The organism is Tsukamurella pseudospumae (genome assembly GCF_001575205.1).
GTDB lineage: Bacteria > Actinomycetota > Actinomycetes > Mycobacteriales > Mycobacteriaceae > Tsukamurella > Tsukamurella pseudospumae.
This window is the reverse complement of record NZ_LSRE01000050.1, coordinates 538,440-553,824: the sequence shown is the minus strand read 5'-3', so window position 1 is coordinate 553,824 and position 15,385 is coordinate 538,440. Positions and strand designations below refer to the sequence as shown.

The following is a 15,385-nucleotide window of genomic DNA, read 5'->3' as shown; positions in this document are numbered from 1 at the left end:
CCCCACGTTAGCGAGGAATGTGCAGCTCCGCGTGCCCGTCTTCGACAACGGCGAAGGCCGAGGTCGGGAACTTGGCGAAGGTGAAGGTGGGATCGAGGATCTGGGCCGCCTCGGCGAGCCCCGGATCGTGGCCCACCACCAGCACCGTGGCCGCGTCGCCCCGCTCCGCGTCGACGATCTTCAGGATCTGTTCGCCCGTGGCGCCGTACAGCTTCGGGACGAAGCGCACCGGCGCGTCGACGGCCGCCTGTTCGAGCGTCGCCCGGGCCCGCTCGGCGGTGGAGCACAGCACCAGATCGACGACGTGCCCGTAGCGGCGGATCGCCTTGCCCGCCAACCCCGCCTGCCGGATCCCGCGCTGCGCCAGCGGACGGTCGTGATCCTTCACCTTGTCGGGGTACGCGGACTTGCCGTGCCGCAGCAGGATCAGGGTGTCCATAAAAGGACATCCTACGGGGTGAACCACGCACGCAGCCGCCCCGATCCGGGCGTGGCCGGACCGTCGTCGAGGTCCAGCAGCACGACGGTGCCGGGGGAGAAACCCGGCAGTTCGGCGCGCGGATCGAGCTCGGCCGCCGCCTCGGGCAGGCCGGGGAAGTGCGCGACCACCAGTAGGACCGGTACGTCGCCGGGGACGCCGTTGATCTCGTCGAGCACGCGCCGGCCGGGGCACTCGTACAATTCCTCGGTCGCGGTCATCGGGCACCGCAGTCCCGTCGCGTGGAAGGTCTCGACGGTGCGCCGCGCGAACGAGACGAGCGCGTGGTCGGGCTCGAGCCCCTGCTCGGCGAGCCACTCCGCGGACCGTCGGGCCTGGTACCGACCGTTCTCGGTGATCGGGCGTACCTCGTCGGGGATCGACATGCCGGCCTCGCCGTGTCGCATGAGTGCCAGCACCGTCATGATTCGATCTTGCCCTGCCGGGAATGCGTACATTGGTGACATGGCTGGAAAAGAGCTCGATCCCGCGCGCAAGCAGGCCGCGCTGGACGTCGTGAAGCAGCATCCGGGGATGGTCGCCGCGATGGCCGCCCCGGCGGTCGTCGTGGTCGCGGTGGGCTTCTTCATCAGCACGGGCCTCGGGTTCCTGCTGCTGGTGGCCTTCGGCGTGCTCGGCGCCGTCGGGTACTCGCGGCTGACGCGCCGGCGCTGAACCGTGCGGGTCGACGCCTGGCTGTGGTCGGTGCGGCTGACCAGGACCCGGTCCGCCGCCGCCACCGCGTGTCGTGCCGGGCACGTGCGGGTCAACGGCGCCGCTGCGAAGCCGGCGCAGCACATCGTCGTGGGCGACGAGGTGCGGCTGCGGCTCGGCGGCCGCGAGCGGATCGTCGAGGTGGCCACGCTGATCGCCAAGCGGGTCGGTGCGCCCGTGGCCGCCACCTGCTTCATCGACCACAGCCCACCGCCCCCGCCACGGGAGATCGCCGCGTCCATGCCCCACCGCGATCGCGGCGCGGGCCGTCCCACCAAGCGCGAGCGCCGGGAGACCGACCGGCTACTCGGGCGGGAGTGACGCGGTCCGGCATCTACCGTGGAACCATGACACCGTCACCGGCCCGGATCGCGCAGGCGCAGGACGCCGCCGCCGTCGCGGCGCTCGCCGCGCGGACCTTCCCGCTCGCCTGCCCACCCTCGCTCCCGCGCGAGCACGTCCAGACCTTCATCGCGCAGAACCTCGGCGAGGCCGAATTCGCCGGGCACATCGCCGAGCCCGGCCACCGGGTCCTCGTCGTCGACGGTGCGCCGGGACCCGACGGTGCCGCGCGCCCCGTCGGGTACGCGCTGGTCCTGCACGGCGACTTCGATGAAGGGCCGGAGAGCCTGCGCGGCGCACCGTCGACCTACCTGTCCAAGCTGTACGTGGACCCGGACCACCACGGCTCCGGGGTGGCGCGCACGCTCCTGGACGCGGCGGTGCTGGGTGCGGCCGGCGAGCCGCTGTGGCTCGGCGTGAACGCCGACAACGCCCGCGCGAAGCGGTTCTACGCCAAATCGGGGTTCGTGGTGGCGGGCACGCGCACGTTCACCGTGGGCGGGACGACCTTCGTCGACGACGTGCTGGTGCTGGCGGCGAGCGCGGCGCGCGGCGCGTAGAGCCGGGTGATCTCGTTGCGGCCCCGCAGATCCTGTTCATCGGTGAAGCGCCAGTGCTGCGACTCCGCCTCGCGGGCGCCCATGACCGCGGGCTCGGAGGCGACCGGCAGCGAGGTGTCGCGCTTGGCCACCTCGGACAGGCGCGCGGACTCGTTGACCGGGTCGCCGATCACGGTGAACTCGTACCGCTCGATCGCGCCCACGTTGCCCGCGACGACGACGCCGTAGGACACGCCGATCCCGGCGGCGAGGCCGGGCACGGCGGAGGGCAGGCGGTCCGCGATCATGCGGGACGCGCGGAGTGCGCCGCCGGCCGGATCCGGGTGGGGGAGCGGGGCGCCGAAGACGGCGAGCACCGCGTCGCCCTCGAACTTGTTGACCAGGCCGTCGTTCTCCTCGACGGCGGTCACGATCACCTCGAAGAACCGGTTGAGCAGCTCCACCACCTCGGTGGCCGGCCGCTCGCGGGCCAGCGTCGTGGACCCGACGACGTCGACGAAGAGCACCCCGACCACCTGCTCGGAGCCGCCCAGTTGCACGCCCCAGCCCAGGGCCTGCTCGGCGACCTCGCGGCCGACGTGCCGGCCGAACAGGTCGCGCAGCCGCTCGCGTTCGGCCAGGCCCGTGGTCATCTCGTTGAAACGGGCCTGTAGCTCGCCCATGTCGGAGCCGTCGAACACCGTGATGGAGACGTCGTGCTCGCCGTCGCGGACGCGCCGCAGTGCGTTCCGTAGCACGCGCAGCGGCCCGACGATGGTGTCGGCGTTGAGCAGGGTGAGCAGCGGGCCGGTGAGCAGGGCGATCGCGGCGATCGCGGTGACGGCGACGAAGATGTCCATCTTGGAGGTGTCGTCGCGGAAGGTGGCGAACACGACGACGAGGAAGATCCCGACGATCGGCACGCCCGAGCCCACCGCCCACGCGGTGAACGCCCGCCCCTTGAGGCGGCTGCGGCGCGCGATCGGGTACCCGGCCTCGAGCGCCCGGGCGGCCGCCGGGCGCAGCGCGAACTCGGTGATCAGGTACGAGATGGCACAGACCACGACCCCGCTCAGACCGGTGACCAGGGCGACCTTCGGCATCAGTTCAGGGTCGACGAGGCCGTAGCCCACCGTGACCACGACGGTGCCGCCCGCCCACAGCAGCGCCTGGATCACGGTGAGCCGCCACGGCGCGGTCATGGCCGCCCGCGCCTCCCGTGCGGTGGGGGTGTCCCCTCGGATCGACCAGCGCAGGGACCGGACCAGCCGGACCGTGCCGAGCACGACCCCGAGGAGGAACGCGATGCCGATGTAGACCGGCATCACGAGGAAGGGCATCCACCAGGCGTCCCACCGCATCGCGGGTTTGGGGATGCCGACCGTCGCGAGCGCGATGGCGAGCCCCACGCCGATGGCGTTGGCGATGAGCACGCCGGTGGTGAGCACCAGCTGGATCCGCACCCGGGTGGTCCGCGGGCTGTCGTCGGCGGAGCCCAGCAGGACCGACCCGTAGTCGGCGCGGAGCCGCGGCAACCTCATGCCGACAACGTACCGGGCCCGCGCCGACCTCGGGTCAGACCTCGCCCGCGTCGAGGAGCTCGTCGAGCTTCGCGTATCCGTCGACGATGCCCGACTCCATCCCACTGGCCAGCATGCCGTCGCGGTTCTCGAAGCTGTCCAGCAGCGAGACGGCGCGCAGGCGGGTGCGGCCGTCGCCGAGGTCCTCGAAGGTCATGGTCTCGAGCGAGACCCCGTCGGGCATGTCGTCGTAGGTGAAGGTCTGCACGATCCGGTCCTCCCGGACGTCGTGGAAGCTGCCGTGGAAGGCGTACCGCTCGTCGCCGCGGCGGCTCACGTACGCCCAGCTGCCGCCGGTGCGGGCGTCCCAGTGCACGATCTCGGTGTCGATGTCGGACGGACCCACCCAGCGGGTGTAGATCTCCGGGTCGGTGTGCGCGCGGAAGAGCTGGGCGGGGGTGGCGCGGAAGTCGCGCGTGATGGTCACGGTGGGGAGGGTGGTGGAGGCCTCGATGCCGGCCTCGGCGTTGACGATGGTCATGATGCTGCTCCTTGCTCGGTGCTGTCGGTGGGGTTCTCTTCGGCGTTCATGTCGGCGAGCACGGCGTCGAGGCGCTGGTAGCGCTGCTCGGCGCGGCGGCGGTACCGCTCGATCCACCCGTTCATGAGGTCGAAGACCTCCGCCTCGAGGTGGGCCGGCCGAGCCTGTGCCCGTCGGGTCCTGCTGATCAGGCCGGCGCTCTCGAGCACGGTGAGGTGCTTCGAGACGGCCTGGATGCTCACGTCGTAGTGTTCCGCGATCTCCGTGAGCGTGGCGTCGCCGTCCGAGAGCCGGGCGACGATGTCGCGGCGCGTGGGGTCCGCCAGTGCGGCGAACGCGCGGGACAGATCATCGTTGTCGTCCGTGGTGCACCTCCGTCGTGTTCAACCAATCGATTGAATACGACGGTACGCCCCTGTCCCGACGTGGTCAACCTGTTGGTTGAATACGCTTGTCCCCGGGACGGACGTCCCCGTCGGTGATAGGAACGACGCATGCGAACAGCAGCGGTCACCGACGACGCCCTCGCCCGGCGGGACCCTCCCCGAGCGGCGGTGACCGCGTTGCGGCGGGCGGTCCTCGCACTGCTCGTGATGCTGCTGGTCGCGGCGCCGCTGCCGGCGAACGCCGACCCGGTGCCGCCCGCCGGCGGCGTGCTGCGGGTGGGCACCGAGGGCGTGTACGCGGTGTACAGCTACCACGACGACACCGGGAAGCTGACCGGGTACGACGTCGAGATGATCACCGCGATCGCCGAGAAGATCGGCGTGCGAGTGGAGTTCGTGGAGACGCCGTGGGATTCGATGTTCGCGGCGCTGGAGTCGAACCGGCTCGACCTGGTGGCGAACCAGGTCGCCGCGAATCCGGCGCGGGCGGCCAAGTACGACCTGTCGGACCCGTACAGCACGGCGAGCGGGTCGATCCTGGTCCGCAAGGGCGACGATTCCGTGAAGTCGCTCGCCGACATCCGCGGCGAGCTCGCCGCGCAGAGCTCGACGAGCAGCTGGTCCGGCGTCGCCGAGAAGGCGGGCGCGCGGATCGAGCCGGTCGCCGGGTTCACCGAGGCGGCGACGCTGCTCGCGCAGGGCCGGGTGGACGTGGTGGTCAACGACACGGGCGTGATCCGCAACTACCTCGCGGTGAATCCCTCGGCGCCGGTGAAGATCGCCGCGGAGACCCCCGACAAGTCCGAGTCGGTGTTCGCGGCGCGCAAGGGATCCGGCCTCATGCCCGCGATCAACCGCGGCCTCGCCGAGATCCGCGCCGACGGCACCGCCGAGCGGATCTCGCAGAAGTACTTCGGCGCCGACAGTGCCGCGCCGAAGCAGTCGACCACCTGGGACCTGGTGCGGCGCAGCCTGGTTCCCCTGCTCAAGGCGATGGTCACCATGACGCTGCCGCTCACCGCGATCAGCTTCGTGATCGGTCTGGTGATCGCGCTGGCCGTCGCGCTCGCGCGGATGTCGGCGCGGAGGCCGCTGCGGGCGTTGGCGACCGCGTACATCTCGGTGATCCGCGGAACACCGCTGCTGGTGCAGCTGGTCATCATCTTCTACGGACTGCCCGCGATCGGGCTCGTCTTCGATCCGTTCTTCGCGGCGGCGATCGCGTTCTCGCTCAACGTGGGCGGCTACGCGGCGGAGATCATCCGCGCCGCGATCGGCGCGGTCCCGCAGGGGCAGTGGGAGGCTGCCGCCACCATCGGCATGGACTACGGCACCTCGCTGCGCCGGATCATCCTGCCGCAGGCCGCGCGCACCGCCACCCCGCCGCTCGCGAACACCCTGATCTCCTTGGTCAAGGACACCTCGCTGGCGTCCACGATCCTCGTGACCGAGGTGTTCCGGCAGGCCCAGATCGCCGCGGCGCCCACCTTCGACTTCCTCACCATGTACGTGGTCGCGGCCTGCTACTACTGGGTGGTCTGCCAGATCCTCAGCGTGTTCCAGTCGAGGCTCGAGACGCGATTCGAAAGGTACGTGACGCGATGACCGACCTGATCTCGGTGCGCGGCCTCACCAAGTCCTTCGGTGACGTGGACGTGTTGCGCGGCATCGACTTCGCCGTGCCGGAGGGCACGGTCACCGTCGTCATCGGACCCTCCGGGTCGGGCAAGACGACGGTGCTCCGCTCCCTCAACGCGCTCGAGCTGCCGGACGGTGGAACGGTCACCGTCGGTGAGGCGACGGTGGACTTCGGCGCGGGGCCGCCGGGCAAGGCGGAGCTGAAACGCTATCGTGCGCAGAGCGCGATGGTCTTCCAGTCGCACAACCTGTTCCCGCATTTCACGGCGCTGCGGAACGTGACCGAGGGGCCCGTCGTCGTGCAGAAACGGCCCGCGGCGGAGGTCGAGTCGCAGGCGCGGGACCTGCTCACGCGGGTCGGCCTGGCCGAGCACGCGGACAAGTACCCGCACCAGCTCTCGGGTGGCCAGCAGCAGCGCGTCGGGATCGCGCGGGCGCTGGCGCTGCGGCCGCGGGTCGTGCTGTTCGACGAGCCGACCTCGGCGCTCGATCCGGAGCTGGTGGGCGACGTGCTCACCGTGATGCGCGATCTCGCGGACGAGGGCCGGACCATGGTCGTGGTAACGCACGAGATGGCCTTCGCGCGGGACGTGGCCGATCAGGTGCTGTTCGTCGACCGCGGCGTGGTGCTCGAGGCCGGCCGCCCCGCGGACGTCATCGGGAAGCCGCAGCAGGACCGCACCCGCGAGTTCCTCGACCGCATCCTGCGGCCGCTGTGAGCGGGAAACGGGTCGCGCGAACGGCCTGCTGATCTCTAGGGTCGATGGCATGGCGCACGAACGCAGACCGGTGACCACCGAGGCCGAACTGCGCGCGGTCGTGCCCGAACCGATCCCGCGGATCCGTGACAAGGCGAAACCGGAGCTGCACGAGGTGCACCGGCTGTTCCTGGCCGCGGCGCGGCTGTACTTCGTGGCGACCTCCGGCGCGGCCGGCGACCTCGACGTCTCCCCGAAGGGCGACCCCGCGGGCGGCGTGCTCATCCTCGACGACCGCACGATCGCGCTGCCCGATCGGCCCGGCAACCGCCGCGTCGACGGGCTGCGGAACCTGCTGCAGGACCCGCACGTCGCGCTCGAGTTCGTGATCCCCGGGCGCGGCGATACGCTGCGGATCAACGGAACCGCCGTCGTGCTCGCCGACGCGCCCTATGCGCCGATGATGGCGGTGGGGGAAAAGCTGCCCCAGCTCATCGTGGAGGTCGCGATCGACGAGGTCTTCTTCCACTGCAGCAAGGCCTTCCTGCGGTCCGAGGCGTGGGAGCCGTCGACCTGGCCGACCAACGACGACGACCACGGCGTGCCCCGGCGCGCCGTCATCGCGAAATCCCTGGAGCGCCCGGACGACTCGCTCGAGGAGCTGGACCGCTACTACGGACCGGGCTACGGCCGCGAGTTGTACTGAGCTCTAGTCCGGCCACTCGGAGCGGAGCGCCTCCAGGTAGCCGTCGGGGAACCATCCGGTGCCGCTCCCCGCGAGCCTTCGGGCTGCTGCGAGACGCCGTTCGATGTCGGCGGCGTCGGGGTCGTCGACCGTGCTGTTCGCGTCTCGATCAGGGGATCCGGTCATACGATGAGTGTGCCCCTCGGCGGGATGCCGTCACACCTGATTTCCGCCGCGGAGCACCCGCAGCAGGTCCAGATCTGCGGAGAGCTCCAGGACATCGGCGCGCAGGCCGGCGGACAGCTCACCCCGGTCCTTGAGGCCCAGCAGTCGGGCCGGCGTCGTCGCGCCCGCGCGGGCCGCGTCGGCGAGGGCGACGCCCGAGTACCGGACGGCGCGAGAGAACACGTCGAACACCGAGGAGGTGCCCCCGGCGATCGCGCCCGGCGTACCGTCGGACGTGGTCAGGCGGGCCGTGCCGCCCCCGACGGTGACCTCCAGCGGCCCCAGCGAGTACTGGCCGTCGGGCATGCCGGCGGCCTGCATCGCGTCGGAGATGAGCGCGACGTGGTCGGGTCCGACGGTCGCGAAGACCATCGCGACGGTGCCTGCGGCCAGGTGCACCCCGTCGCCGATGACCTCGGCGACCGCGCGCCCCTCGCCCGCGACCTTGAGCGACGCGCCGACCGCGCCGGGGTGCCGGTGGTGCATCGGGTGCATGCCGTTGAACAGGTGCGTGATGCTCACCGGACCGGACGGCGTGCCGAGCGCGGCCGCGACGGTGTCGTAGTCGCCGGCGGTGTGCCCGACCGAGACGACGGCGCCGGCCTCGGACAACTGCTGGGCCAACACGTCGAAGTGCGCCGTCTCGGCGGCGACCGTCATCGAGCGGATCCGTCCGCCCGCGGCGTCGAGGAGCGTCGCGAGGAGCGCCGGGTCACCGTCGACGATGTACCGCGGGTCCTGCGCGCCGCACACCTCCTGGGCCAGGAAGGGGCCCTCCAGATGCAGGCCGGCGACGGTGCCGTCGTCGACGAGGGGCGAGAGCGTCGCGATGCGCTCGAGGAGCTTGTCCGCGGACGCCGAGACGAGCGAGGCGAGCATCGTCGTCGTACCGCGGCCGAGGTGGTGCGCGGCGGCCGCGCGGGCACCGTCGGCGTCGGAGTCCGGGAAGCCGAACCCGCCGCCGCCGTGGCAGTGCACGTCGATCATGCCGGGCACGTACACGCGGTCCGACGGTGCCGGGAGACCGGCGGGCGGGAAGGCGGACGCCGGCCCGACCTCCGTGATGAGTCCGTCGCCGTACGCGACGACGCCGTCGTCGATCGCCCCGGAGGGCGTGACGACGGTGCCGCGCAGGTACTCGGTCACGCCGTCACCTCTGCTTCCTCGTCCTCGTCCTCGCGGCCGGGGGTCTTGAGGTTCCGGCGCTTGATGATGAACGAGAACGTGAAGTAGTAGATCACGGCGTACACCAGGCCCATCGGGATGAGCCACAGCGGATTGGTCGCCTTGCCGAAGTTGAGGACGTAGTCGATCGCTCCCGCCGAGAAGGTGAAGCCGTGATGGATGTCGAGCCAGTTCGCGATGAGCAGGGAACTGCCGGTGAGCAGTGCGTGGACGATCAGCAGTGGCCATGCGACGAAGATGAAGGAGAACTCGAGCGGCTCGGTGATGCCGGTGAGGAAGCTGGTGAGTGCGACCGAGAGCATGATGCCGCCGACCACCTTGCGGTTCTCGGGCTTGGCGCAGCGGTAGATCGCGAGCGCCGCGGCGGGCAGGCCGAACATCATGATCGGGAAGAAGCCCGTCATGAACGTGCCGGCGGTGGGGTCGCCCTGCAGGAAGCGGGCGATGTCGCCGTGCACCACGTCGCCGCCGGCCGTGCGGTAGTCGCCGAGCACGAACCACACCACGGAGTTGATGATGTGGTGCAGGCCGAGCGGGAGGAGCAGGCGGTTGACGGTGCCGAACACGCCGCCACCGACGACCGAGTGCTCGGCGACCCAGTTGCCGAGGCCGGTGAGCGCCCAGTTGAACGCGGGGTAGATGAACGCCATGATCACGCCGACGACGATCGCGCCGGAGGCGGTGAGGATCGGCACGAGGCGCCGACCGGAGAAGAAGCCGATGTAATCGGGCAGCTTCGTCTTGTAGAACCGCTGCCACAGCATCGCCGACATGATGCCGATGACGATGCCGCCCAGCACGCCGTAGTCGACGACCGCGGGGTCGCCCGCCTTGTCGACCTTGCCGGCGAGCACCACGGGGGACATCGCCTTCTCGACGGCCTGGAAGGACAGGTAGCCGACGAGCGCGGCGAGTGCGGTCGAGCCGTCGGCCTTCTTCGCCCAGCCGATCGCGATGCCGACGGCGAACAGGATCGCGAGGTTGCCGATCAGCGCGTTCCCGGCGCCGCCGATGACCGCGGCCACCGTCTTCATCGACGACCAACGGCCGAGGAGGTCGTCCTGCCCGAGCCGCAGGAGCAGGCCGGCGGCCGGGAGGACCGCGATGGGCAGCATGAGGCTGCGGCCGAGTTTCTGGAGACCGCTCAGATCGAGCCGTCGTGCTGATATACCGGATCCGGATGAGGAACTCATTTTTCGCTCCTGTCGAGGGACGAGTCCACTAGGGTGACGACAGGTTATAACCAGTTGGGGGCGGCGTGAGCCGGTTTCCCCGAACCTCTCCGAAAGGGCGGCAGACATGTCGAAGGCTCAGGACATCGTGAACGGACTCGGCGGGGCCGACAACATCGAGGAGGTCGAGGGCTGCATCACCCGGCTGCGCTGCGAGGTCAAGGACGCGGGTCTCGTCGACCAGGCCGCGCTCAAGAAGCTCTCGCACGGCGTGATGGTGGCCGGCTCGGCGGTCCAGGTCGTCGTCGGGCCGACCGCCGACGCCCTCGCGGAGGAAGTGCAGGACCTCCTGTGACCGACGTCCTCGCGCCGGTCGCCGGGCGACTGGTGCCGCTCTCCGCGGTCCCCGATCAGGTCTTCGCCGGCCAGATGGTCGGTTCGGGTGTCGCGATCGAGCCGTCCGTCCCCGCCGACGGTGCCGACGCCGTCGTGGTCTCGCCCGTCGCGGGCACGGTGCTCAAGCTGCATCCGCATGCGGCGATCGTGCTCGGCGACGGTGGTGTCGGTGTTCTCGTGCACGTCGGAATCGACACCGTGAATCTGGGCGGTGAGGGCTTCACGCTGCTGGCTGCGGAGAAGTCGAAGGTGGCCGCAGGTGATCCGCTGATCTCGTTCTCCCCGTCGGGAATTCGCGATCGAGGCCTTAGTGCGATCTGCCCGGTCGTGGTGATGGATTCCAAGCCCGGATCGGTCGCGGATCCTGCGGAGCGCGAAGTGCTTGCGGGAGAGGTGTTGTTTGCAATGTAATCGAGCTTGTGTCTCGGCGTGTTCATCTGGTCACAGTGATCGAATCGAGGAGTAATCCTCTCATCTTGTTGAGTACTGTGAGCGCGAATGATGTCGAGCGGGTGACCGTGAACCATTCGTAGGACGAGTGATTCGGGCCGCGCGAGCGGAGATGGAGGGTACGTGGTGCGCTCGACGACGAACGTCGGTGAGGGGTGCGTGTCGTGAACGCACATCTGATCGAGCAGCTCATCACGATCCCGTTGTTCACCGGCATCATCGGTTACATCACCAACTGGACCGGCATTCTCATGCTGTTCGAGCCCAAGCGGTTCTACGGCATCAAGATTCCCGGCATGGCCACGTTGTATCCGTTGCTCCCGCGGCGCGTCCAGGTGATCCCGGCCATTCAGCCGGACGGCCGCGTCGGATGGCAGGGGATCGTGCCCTCGAGGGCCGAGAAGATGGCGAGCATCGCCGTCGACAAGTCGCTCAACAAGGTTGGCAGTATCGCCGAGTTCTACGAGGTGATGGATCCCGAGCACGTCTCCGAGGTGCTCACCCGCGCGTCGCTGCCGATGATCCCGTCGATCGTCGAATCCGTGATGCAGCGCGAGAACCCGCGTCTGTGGTACTCGCTCCCCGAGGACGTGAAGCTGCTCGTCTACCGCCGCGTGTCGGCGTCGCTGCCGAAGGACGTCCGGCGGATCACGTCGACCATCGGCGAGAACATCGACGACTACATCGACGCCAAACTTCTGGTGATCCGCTACCTCACCAACAACCCTTCGGTCCTGAAGGACATCTTCTACAACATGGGCCGTAAGGAACTGAAGTTCATGCAGAACTTCGGCTTCTACTTCGGCTTCCCCATGGGCTTCCTGCTGGTCGCCCTGCTGCATTTCTTCCCGTACTGGTGGCTCCTGCCGCTCGGTGGGATCGTCATCGGCTACGTCGTGAACTACATCGGGATCCTGATGATCTTCGAGCCGATCCACCCCACCTGGTGGGTGCCGTGGAAGCAGGGCCTCTTCCTGAAGCGGAAGAAGGAGATCGGCGAGGAGTACGCCAAGGTGATGGCCGACAAGGTGATCACCATCGAGAACATCTGCGACGAGCTGCTGCACGGTCCGCGCTCGGACCGGACCCGGGCCACCGTCGAGACGGTGCTGCGCGACTCGATCGACAACGCCGCGGGCTGGGCGCGCGGCTTCGTCAAGCTGTCGGTCGGCAGTGAGGCCTACGACCGCGTGCCGCAACTGGTCGGTGCGGAGGCGCTCAAGGTCGCCGAGGCGACGGTCAGCCAGCCGCAGTTCGTGGCCGAACAGCAGACCAAGGTCCGTGAGTTCGTCATCGAGCGGATGAGCAAGCTCAGCCCGGACGATCTCAGCGAGCTGCTCCGGTCGGCGATCAAGCAGGACGAGTGGCTGCTGTTCCTGCACGGAGCGGTGCTCGGCTCGTTCGCCGGCTTCCTTCATCTAGCGATCTTCGGGGTGTGACAGACGTGAGTGACAAGTCCGGTTCCAACGCGGCGCGGGACGTCGACGACGCGCTCGACGCCGAGGGGCGCGAGTTGGCGGTGCGTGGCGAGGGCGGGATCGCCGAGGTCGACAAGCACGAGTCCGGCGGCGGCCTCCTCGGGCGGCTCGGGCGCGTGTCGAACTCGGCGTTCAACGTGACCCGCGAGATCGGCGGCTCGGCGCAGCGCCTCACTCAGCAGTTCGTCAGCGAGGCGGGGCATCTCGTGGACGTCGCGCTGACCACCGAGGTGGCGCCGCGCATCGTCGTGCACGGCGAGGTCGTCGAGGAGCTCGACGAGCGTGAGGACGAGCCCGTCACCACCTCCGAGGAGCTCCGTCGCACGGGTGACCGTCTGCTCGCCCAGTCGGCCGAGCCGGCCGGGGCGCAGGCTCCTCACCCGGCGTTCGCGCACATCCTGCAGGAGCTCTGCCCCGACGAGGCCCGCATCCTGCGGCTGCTCCACAACGACGGTGCGCAGCCGGCCATCGACGTCCGCACGAACCGGCCGTTCGGGGTCGGCGCGGAGACGGTGGCCGCGGGACTGTCGATGATCCCCGAGGTCGCGGGCTGCCGCCATCCGGAGCGGATCGCCGCGTACCTCGGCAATCTGCACCGCCTGGGCCTCATCTGGTTCTCGAAGGAGCAGGTGGAGGTGCGGCGGTACGAGCTGCTCCAGGTCCAGCCGCAGATCCTCGATGCGATCAGCACCGCCGGCCGGTACGCCAAGACCGTCCGCCGTCGGATCGAGATCACCCCGTTCGGCCGGGACTTCTACGGCACCTCCTTCACGCCGTCGTCGGGCTTCTCGGGGGCGTGAGCGCGAACCGCATGTGGTAGACAGTTCTCAACAGAGTGTCTATCTTACGAGGTGATCATGGTTGACGTGGCTCACACGGATGTCGAGGGCGCGCACAGCAGCGCCCAGCGCGCCGATTTCCACCGGACGTTGTCGGACCTGTCGACCGCGTCGGTCGAACGCAACTTCGACCCCTACCTGGACATCGCCTGGGATTCGCCGGAGCTCGCGATCGACCCCGCGGACCCGCGATGGGAACTGCATCCCGAGCTCGACTACATCGGCCGGAGTCCCTGGTATCAGGCGCAGCCGCTGGAGAAGCGGATCGCCATGGGCGTCTGGCGGCAGGCGAACCTCGTCAAGGCCGGCCTGCAGTTCGAGCAGGTGCTCATCGCGGCGCTGATGCAGTACTCGTTCGTGCAGCGCAACGGCTCCCCGGAGTTCCGCTACGCCACGCACGAGGCCCGCGAGGAGTGCAACCACACGCTCATGTTCCAGGAGTTCGTCAACCGCACCGGCCAGAAGGTGCCCGGTGCGCCGCGCTGGTTCCGCACGGTGATGCCGCGCCTGACCCGCGCCGCCGTCTGGGCGCCGCCGGGGTTCTTCGTGGGCGTGCTCGGCGGCGAGGAGCCGATCGACCACATGCAGAAGCACCAGTTGCGCGCCGCAGACACCCAGCACCCCGCGCTGACCGCGATCATCGCGATCCACGTCGCGGAGGAGGCGCGCCACATCTCCTTCGCGCACCAGCTGCTCGACTACCAGGTCCCGAAGATGAGCCGCGTGCAACGCGGCATCCTGTCGGTGGTCACGCCGCTCGTCATGTGGTCGCTCAACAACGTGATCATGGTGCCGCCCAAGCAGTTCTGGGAGACCTTCGACGTTCCGGACGAGGTGCGCAAGCAGATCTTCTGGCGCGATCCCGCCACGCGGCGCATGCGCGCCGAGGTCTTCGGTGACGTGCGTGCGCTGGCCGAGCGCATCGGCCTGATGAACCCGGTCTCGCGCCGGGTGTGGTCGGCGCTCGGGATCGGCGGCCGCGCATCGCGGTTCCGGGGAGAACCGCAGTACGAGGCGATCTGACGGGTCGCGTTCTCAGCGATCAGCTGCAGGTCACTCGGCGGGCGCCGGTCTGGCGGTGGAACCACGACGCCGCTCCGAAGTTCGAGTACGCCTGGCCCCAGCGGACGTAGGTGCCGGCGTGGAGGCCGTTGGCGGCCACGCCGCTGCAGTACCAGCCGTTCGGGTGCGGGGCGGCCTGGGCGGCGGGGACGGCGACGAACCCGCCGGTCGCGATGGCGGCGATCGTGGCGGCGGCGATGGTGAACCTGCGCATGGGACTTCCTTCGTTCGGGGTGATCTGCTGCTGTTGTCAGCGATCGTGCCGAGCGCCCCTTGTGTCCCGCTTGGCGCGCCCTAGCGGCCGGTCTCGGTGACCGTCATCTGCACCTGGTAGCGATCGGAGCGGTACCAGGAGTAGCTGTGCTCGACCCGGACCTCCCCGGAGAACGAGACGCGATCGAAGGCGAGGATCGGGGCGCCCGAGGGTACCCCGAGCAGACGGGCGAGTTCGCCGTCGGCGGAGATGGCCCCGATGGACTGCTCGGCGCGGTCGATGGGGTGGCCGTACTCGGTGCGCAGCAGGTCGTAGATCGACTGCGTGAGGTCGTGCACGTCCATCCCGGGCGCGACCGCCTGCGGGTACCACGCGTCGTCGATCGAGATGGGCACCCCGTCTGCGAGGCGCAGGCGTTTGATGTGAAAGGCCTTGTCCGCGGCGCGGATCTGCAGGGCCGCCGTCGTCGACGGGGGTGGGATCCGGAGCTCCGTCTGCAGCACCACCGTCGACGGTGAGCGGCCCAGGCGCCGCATGTCGTCGTGGAACGAGGCGAGGTGCAGCTGCGAGCGGGCGGGGCGGTCCGCGACGAAGGTGCCCTTGCCGCGGATCCGGACCAGTGTGCCCTCGGCGACGAGCTGGCGCAGCGCCTCACGCACCGTGATCCGCGAGACCCCGTACTCCTCGCACAGCTGCCGCTCGCTGGGGAGCGCGGCGCCCGGCTCGAGGCCGTCGGCGCAGCGTTTCTCGAGGAGCGATCGCAACTGCTCGTGCTTCGGAATCGGGCCGTCCGCGATCATGATCCCATCTTGTCACACCAGGT

Annotated in this window: 21 protein-coding genes; 11 read left to right on the top strand and 10 right to left on the bottom strand. The window is 69.7% G+C overall.

The window, feature by feature from the left end; translation table 11 throughout:
- Positions 1-7: 7 nt before the first annotated feature.
- Both AXK61_RS23680 and AXK61_RS23675 read right to left on the bottom strand, forming a co-directional pair.
- Positions 8-439, bottom strand: coding sequence for a SixA phosphatase family protein (locus AXK61_RS23680; protein WP_068574483.1), 432 nt, complete (start codon positions 437-439; stop codon positions 8-10).
- Positions 440-450: 11 nt separating this feature from the next.
- Complete coding sequence (locus AXK61_RS23675) at positions 451-903, bottom strand: SixA phosphatase family protein (RefSeq protein ID WP_068574485.1); 453 nt, start codon at positions 901-903, stop codon at positions 451-453.
- 40 nt (positions 904-943) lie between these two features.
- Here AXK61_RS23675 and AXK61_RS23670 point away from each other — a divergent pair, with 40 nt between their 5' ends.
- From AXK61_RS23670 to AXK61_RS24630, 3 genes are read left to right on the top strand one after another with little or no spacing between them, the layout of a single operon-like run.
- Positions 944-1,153: a hypothetical protein gene (locus AXK61_RS23670; RefSeq protein ID WP_068574487.1), complete on the top strand. Its 210-nt coding sequence runs from the start codon at positions 944-946 to the stop codon at positions 1,151-1,153.
- Positions 1,154-1,156: 3 nt separating this feature from the next.
- Positions 1,157-1,513: an RNA-binding S4 domain-containing protein gene (locus tag AXK61_RS23665; RefSeq protein ID WP_068574489.1), complete on the top strand. Its 357-nt coding sequence runs from the start codon at positions 1,157-1,159 to the stop codon at positions 1,511-1,513.
- A 26-nt stretch (positions 1,514-1,539) separates the two neighbouring features.
- Positions 1,540-2,094, top strand: a complete 555-nt coding sequence (locus AXK61_RS24630; protein WP_068982592.1) for a GNAT family N-acetyltransferase — start codon at positions 1,540-1,542, stop codon at positions 2,092-2,094.
- Here the strand turns inward: AXK61_RS24630 and AXK61_RS23655 are convergent.
- From AXK61_RS23655 to AXK61_RS23645, 3 genes are read right to left on the bottom strand one after another with little or no spacing between them, the layout of a single operon-like run.
- Complete coding sequence (locus AXK61_RS23655) at positions 1,983-3,614, bottom strand: adenylate/guanylate cyclase domain-containing protein (protein WP_068574493.1); 1,632 nt, start codon at positions 3,612-3,614, stop codon at positions 1,983-1,985. The two genes, AXK61_RS24630 and AXK61_RS23655, sit on opposite strands and share 112 nt — an antisense overlap.
- 34 nt (positions 3,615-3,648) lie before the next feature.
- Positions 3,649-4,134 carry an SRPBCC family protein gene (locus tag AXK61_RS23650; protein ID WP_068574495.1) on the bottom strand — a complete coding sequence of 162 codons (486 nt, stop codon included), beginning with the start codon at positions 4,132-4,134 and terminating at the stop codon, positions 3,649-3,651.
- Entirely contained in the window at positions 4,131-4,481 is a 351-nt protein-coding gene (locus AXK61_RS23645; RefSeq protein ID WP_068574496.1) for an ArsR/SmtB family transcription factor, read from the bottom strand. The genes AXK61_RS23650 and AXK61_RS23645 overlap by 4 nt, the downstream gene beginning before the upstream one ends.
- 246 nt (positions 4,482-4,727) lie before the next feature.
- On the opposite strand from AXK61_RS23645, the gene AXK61_RS24625 reads away from it, so the two are divergent.
- The 3 genes from AXK61_RS24625 to AXK61_RS23630 are packed head-to-tail and all read left to right on the top strand — an operon-like array spanning position 4,728 to position 7,562.
- Positions 4,728-6,125, top strand: coding sequence for an ABC transporter substrate-binding protein/permease (locus AXK61_RS24625; protein WP_156485812.1), 1,398 nt, complete (start codon positions 4,728-4,730; stop codon positions 6,123-6,125).
- Complete coding sequence (locus AXK61_RS23635; RefSeq protein ID WP_068574498.1) at positions 6,122-6,877, top strand: amino acid ABC transporter ATP-binding protein; 756 nt, start codon at positions 6,122-6,124, stop codon at positions 6,875-6,877. The genes AXK61_RS24625 and AXK61_RS23635 overlap by 4 nt, the downstream gene beginning before the upstream one ends.
- A 49-nt stretch (positions 6,878-6,926) precedes the next feature.
- Entirely contained in the window at positions 6,927-7,562 is a 636-nt protein-coding gene (locus tag AXK61_RS23630) for an MSMEG_1061 family FMN-dependent PPOX-type flavoprotein (RefSeq protein ID WP_068574500.1), read from the top strand.
- A 3-nt stretch (positions 7,563-7,565) separates the two neighbouring features.
- Here AXK61_RS23630 and AXK61_RS25240 read toward each other — a convergent pair whose 3' ends face one another.
- Genes AXK61_RS25240 through AXK61_RS23620 form a run of 3 tightly spaced genes read right to left on the bottom strand, consistent with a single transcriptional unit; the run spans position 7,566 to position 10,144 of the window.
- Entirely contained in the window at positions 7,566-7,727 is a 162-nt protein-coding gene (locus tag AXK61_RS25240) for a hypothetical protein (protein ID WP_156485804.1), read from the bottom strand.
- A 30-nt stretch (positions 7,728-7,757) separates the two neighbouring features.
- Positions 7,758-8,912: an N-acetylglucosamine-6-phosphate deacetylase gene (locus AXK61_RS23625; protein WP_068574502.1), complete on the bottom strand. Its 1,155-nt coding sequence runs from the start codon at positions 8,910-8,912 to the stop codon at positions 7,758-7,760.
- Positions 8,909-10,144, bottom strand: a complete 1,236-nt coding sequence (locus AXK61_RS23620; protein ID WP_068574504.1) for a PTS transporter subunit EIIC — start codon at positions 10,142-10,144, stop codon at positions 8,909-8,911. The genes AXK61_RS23625 and AXK61_RS23620 overlap by 4 nt, the downstream gene beginning before the upstream one ends.
- 106 nt (positions 10,145-10,250) lie before the next feature.
- On the opposite strand from AXK61_RS23620, the gene AXK61_RS23615 reads away from it, so the two are divergent.
- The 5 genes from AXK61_RS23615 (at position 10,251) to AXK61_RS23595 (ending at position 14,309) form a co-directional block, all read left to right on the top strand.
- Positions 10,251-10,478, top strand: coding sequence for a PTS transporter subunit EIIB (locus AXK61_RS23615; protein ID WP_068574506.1), 228 nt, complete (start codon positions 10,251-10,253; stop codon positions 10,476-10,478).
- Positions 10,475-10,930 (top strand): PTS sugar transporter subunit IIA, encoded by a 456-nt coding sequence (locus AXK61_RS23610; RefSeq protein ID WP_068574508.1) that lies wholly within the window; start codon positions 10,475-10,477, stop codon positions 10,928-10,930. Before AXK61_RS23615 ends, AXK61_RS23610 begins: the two co-directional genes overlap by 4 nt.
- Positions 10,931-11,133: 203 nt before the next feature.
- A complete protein-coding gene (locus AXK61_RS23605) occupies positions 11,134-12,408 on the top strand; it encodes a DUF445 domain-containing protein (RefSeq protein ID WP_068575293.1) in 1,275 nt (424 codons plus the stop codon).
- Entirely contained in the window at positions 12,405-13,247 is an 843-nt protein-coding gene (locus AXK61_RS23600) for an Abi-alpha family protein (RefSeq protein ID WP_231855646.1), read from the top strand. Before AXK61_RS23605 ends, AXK61_RS23600 begins: the two co-directional genes overlap by 4 nt.
- A gap of 57 nt (positions 13,248-13,304) precedes the next feature.
- Entirely contained in the window at positions 13,305-14,309 is a 1,005-nt protein-coding gene (locus tag AXK61_RS23595) for an AurF N-oxygenase family protein (protein ID WP_068575295.1), read from the top strand.
- A 19-nt stretch (positions 14,310-14,328) separates the two neighbouring features.
- On the opposite strand, the gene AXK61_RS23590 is transcribed toward AXK61_RS23595, so the two are convergent.
- Complete coding sequence (locus AXK61_RS23590) at positions 14,329-14,562, bottom strand: hypothetical protein (protein ID WP_068574510.1); 234 nt, start codon at positions 14,560-14,562, stop codon at positions 14,329-14,331.
- An 80-nt stretch (positions 14,563-14,642) separates the two neighbouring features.
- Positions 14,643-15,362, bottom strand: coding sequence for a GntR family transcriptional regulator (locus AXK61_RS23585; protein ID WP_068574512.1), 720 nt, complete (start codon positions 15,360-15,362; stop codon positions 14,643-14,645).
- Between the last annotated feature and the right edge of the window lie 23 nt (positions 15,363-15,385).

Bases quoted from the DNA above. Each gene is read 5' to 3' on its own strand.
- AXK61_RS23635 (WP_068574498.1), top strand. From the start codon at position 6,122: ATGACCGACCTGATCTCGGTGCGCGGCCTCACCAAGTCCTTCGGTGAC.
- AXK61_RS23680 (WP_068574483.1), bottom strand. From the start codon at position 439: ATGGACACCCTGATCCTGCTGCGGCACGGCAAGTCCGCGTACCCCGAC.
- AXK61_RS23675 (WP_068574485.1), bottom strand. From the start codon at position 903: ATGACGGTGCTGGCACTCATGCGACACGGCGAGGCCGGCATGTCGATC.
- AXK61_RS23585 (WP_068574512.1), bottom strand. From the start codon at position 15,362: ATGATCGCGGACGGCCCGATTCCGAAGCACGAGCAGTTGCGATCGCTC.
- AXK61_RS23595 (WP_068575295.1), top strand. From the start codon at position 13,305: ATGGTTGACGTGGCTCACACGGATGTCGAGGGCGCGCACAGCAGCGCC.
- AXK61_RS23670 (WP_068574487.1), top strand. From the start codon at position 944: ATGGCTGGAAAAGAGCTCGATCCCGCGCGCAAGCAGGCCGCGCTGGAC.
- AXK61_RS25240 (WP_156485804.1), bottom strand. From the start codon at position 7,727: ATGACCGGATCCCCTGATCGAGACGCGAACAGCACGGTCGACGACCCC.
- AXK61_RS23655 (WP_068574493.1), bottom strand. From the start codon at position 3,614: ATGAGGTTGCCGCGGCTCCGCGCCGACTACGGGTCGGTCCTGCTGGGC.
- AXK61_RS23630 (WP_068574500.1), top strand. From the start codon at position 6,927: ATGGCGCACGAACGCAGACCGGTGACCACCGAGGCCGAACTGCGCGCG.
- AXK61_RS24625 (WP_156485812.1), top strand. From the start codon at position 4,728: ATGCTGCTGGTCGCGGCGCCGCTGCCGGCGAACGCCGACCCGGTGCCG.
- AXK61_RS23650 (WP_068574495.1), bottom strand. From the start codon at position 4,134: ATGACCATCGTCAACGCCGAGGCCGGCATCGAGGCCTCCACCACCCTC.
- AXK61_RS24630 (WP_068982592.1), top strand. From the start codon at position 1,540: ATGACACCGTCACCGGCCCGGATCGCGCAGGCGCAGGACGCCGCCGCC.
- AXK61_RS23615 (WP_068574506.1), top strand. From the start codon at position 10,251: ATGTCGAAGGCTCAGGACATCGTGAACGGACTCGGCGGGGCCGACAAC.
- AXK61_RS23620 (WP_068574504.1), bottom strand. From the start codon at position 10,144: ATGAGTTCCTCATCCGGATCCGGTATATCAGCACGACGGCTCGATCTG.
- AXK61_RS23590 (WP_068574510.1), bottom strand. From the start codon at position 14,562: ATGCGCAGGTTCACCATCGCCGCCGCCACGATCGCCGCCATCGCGACC.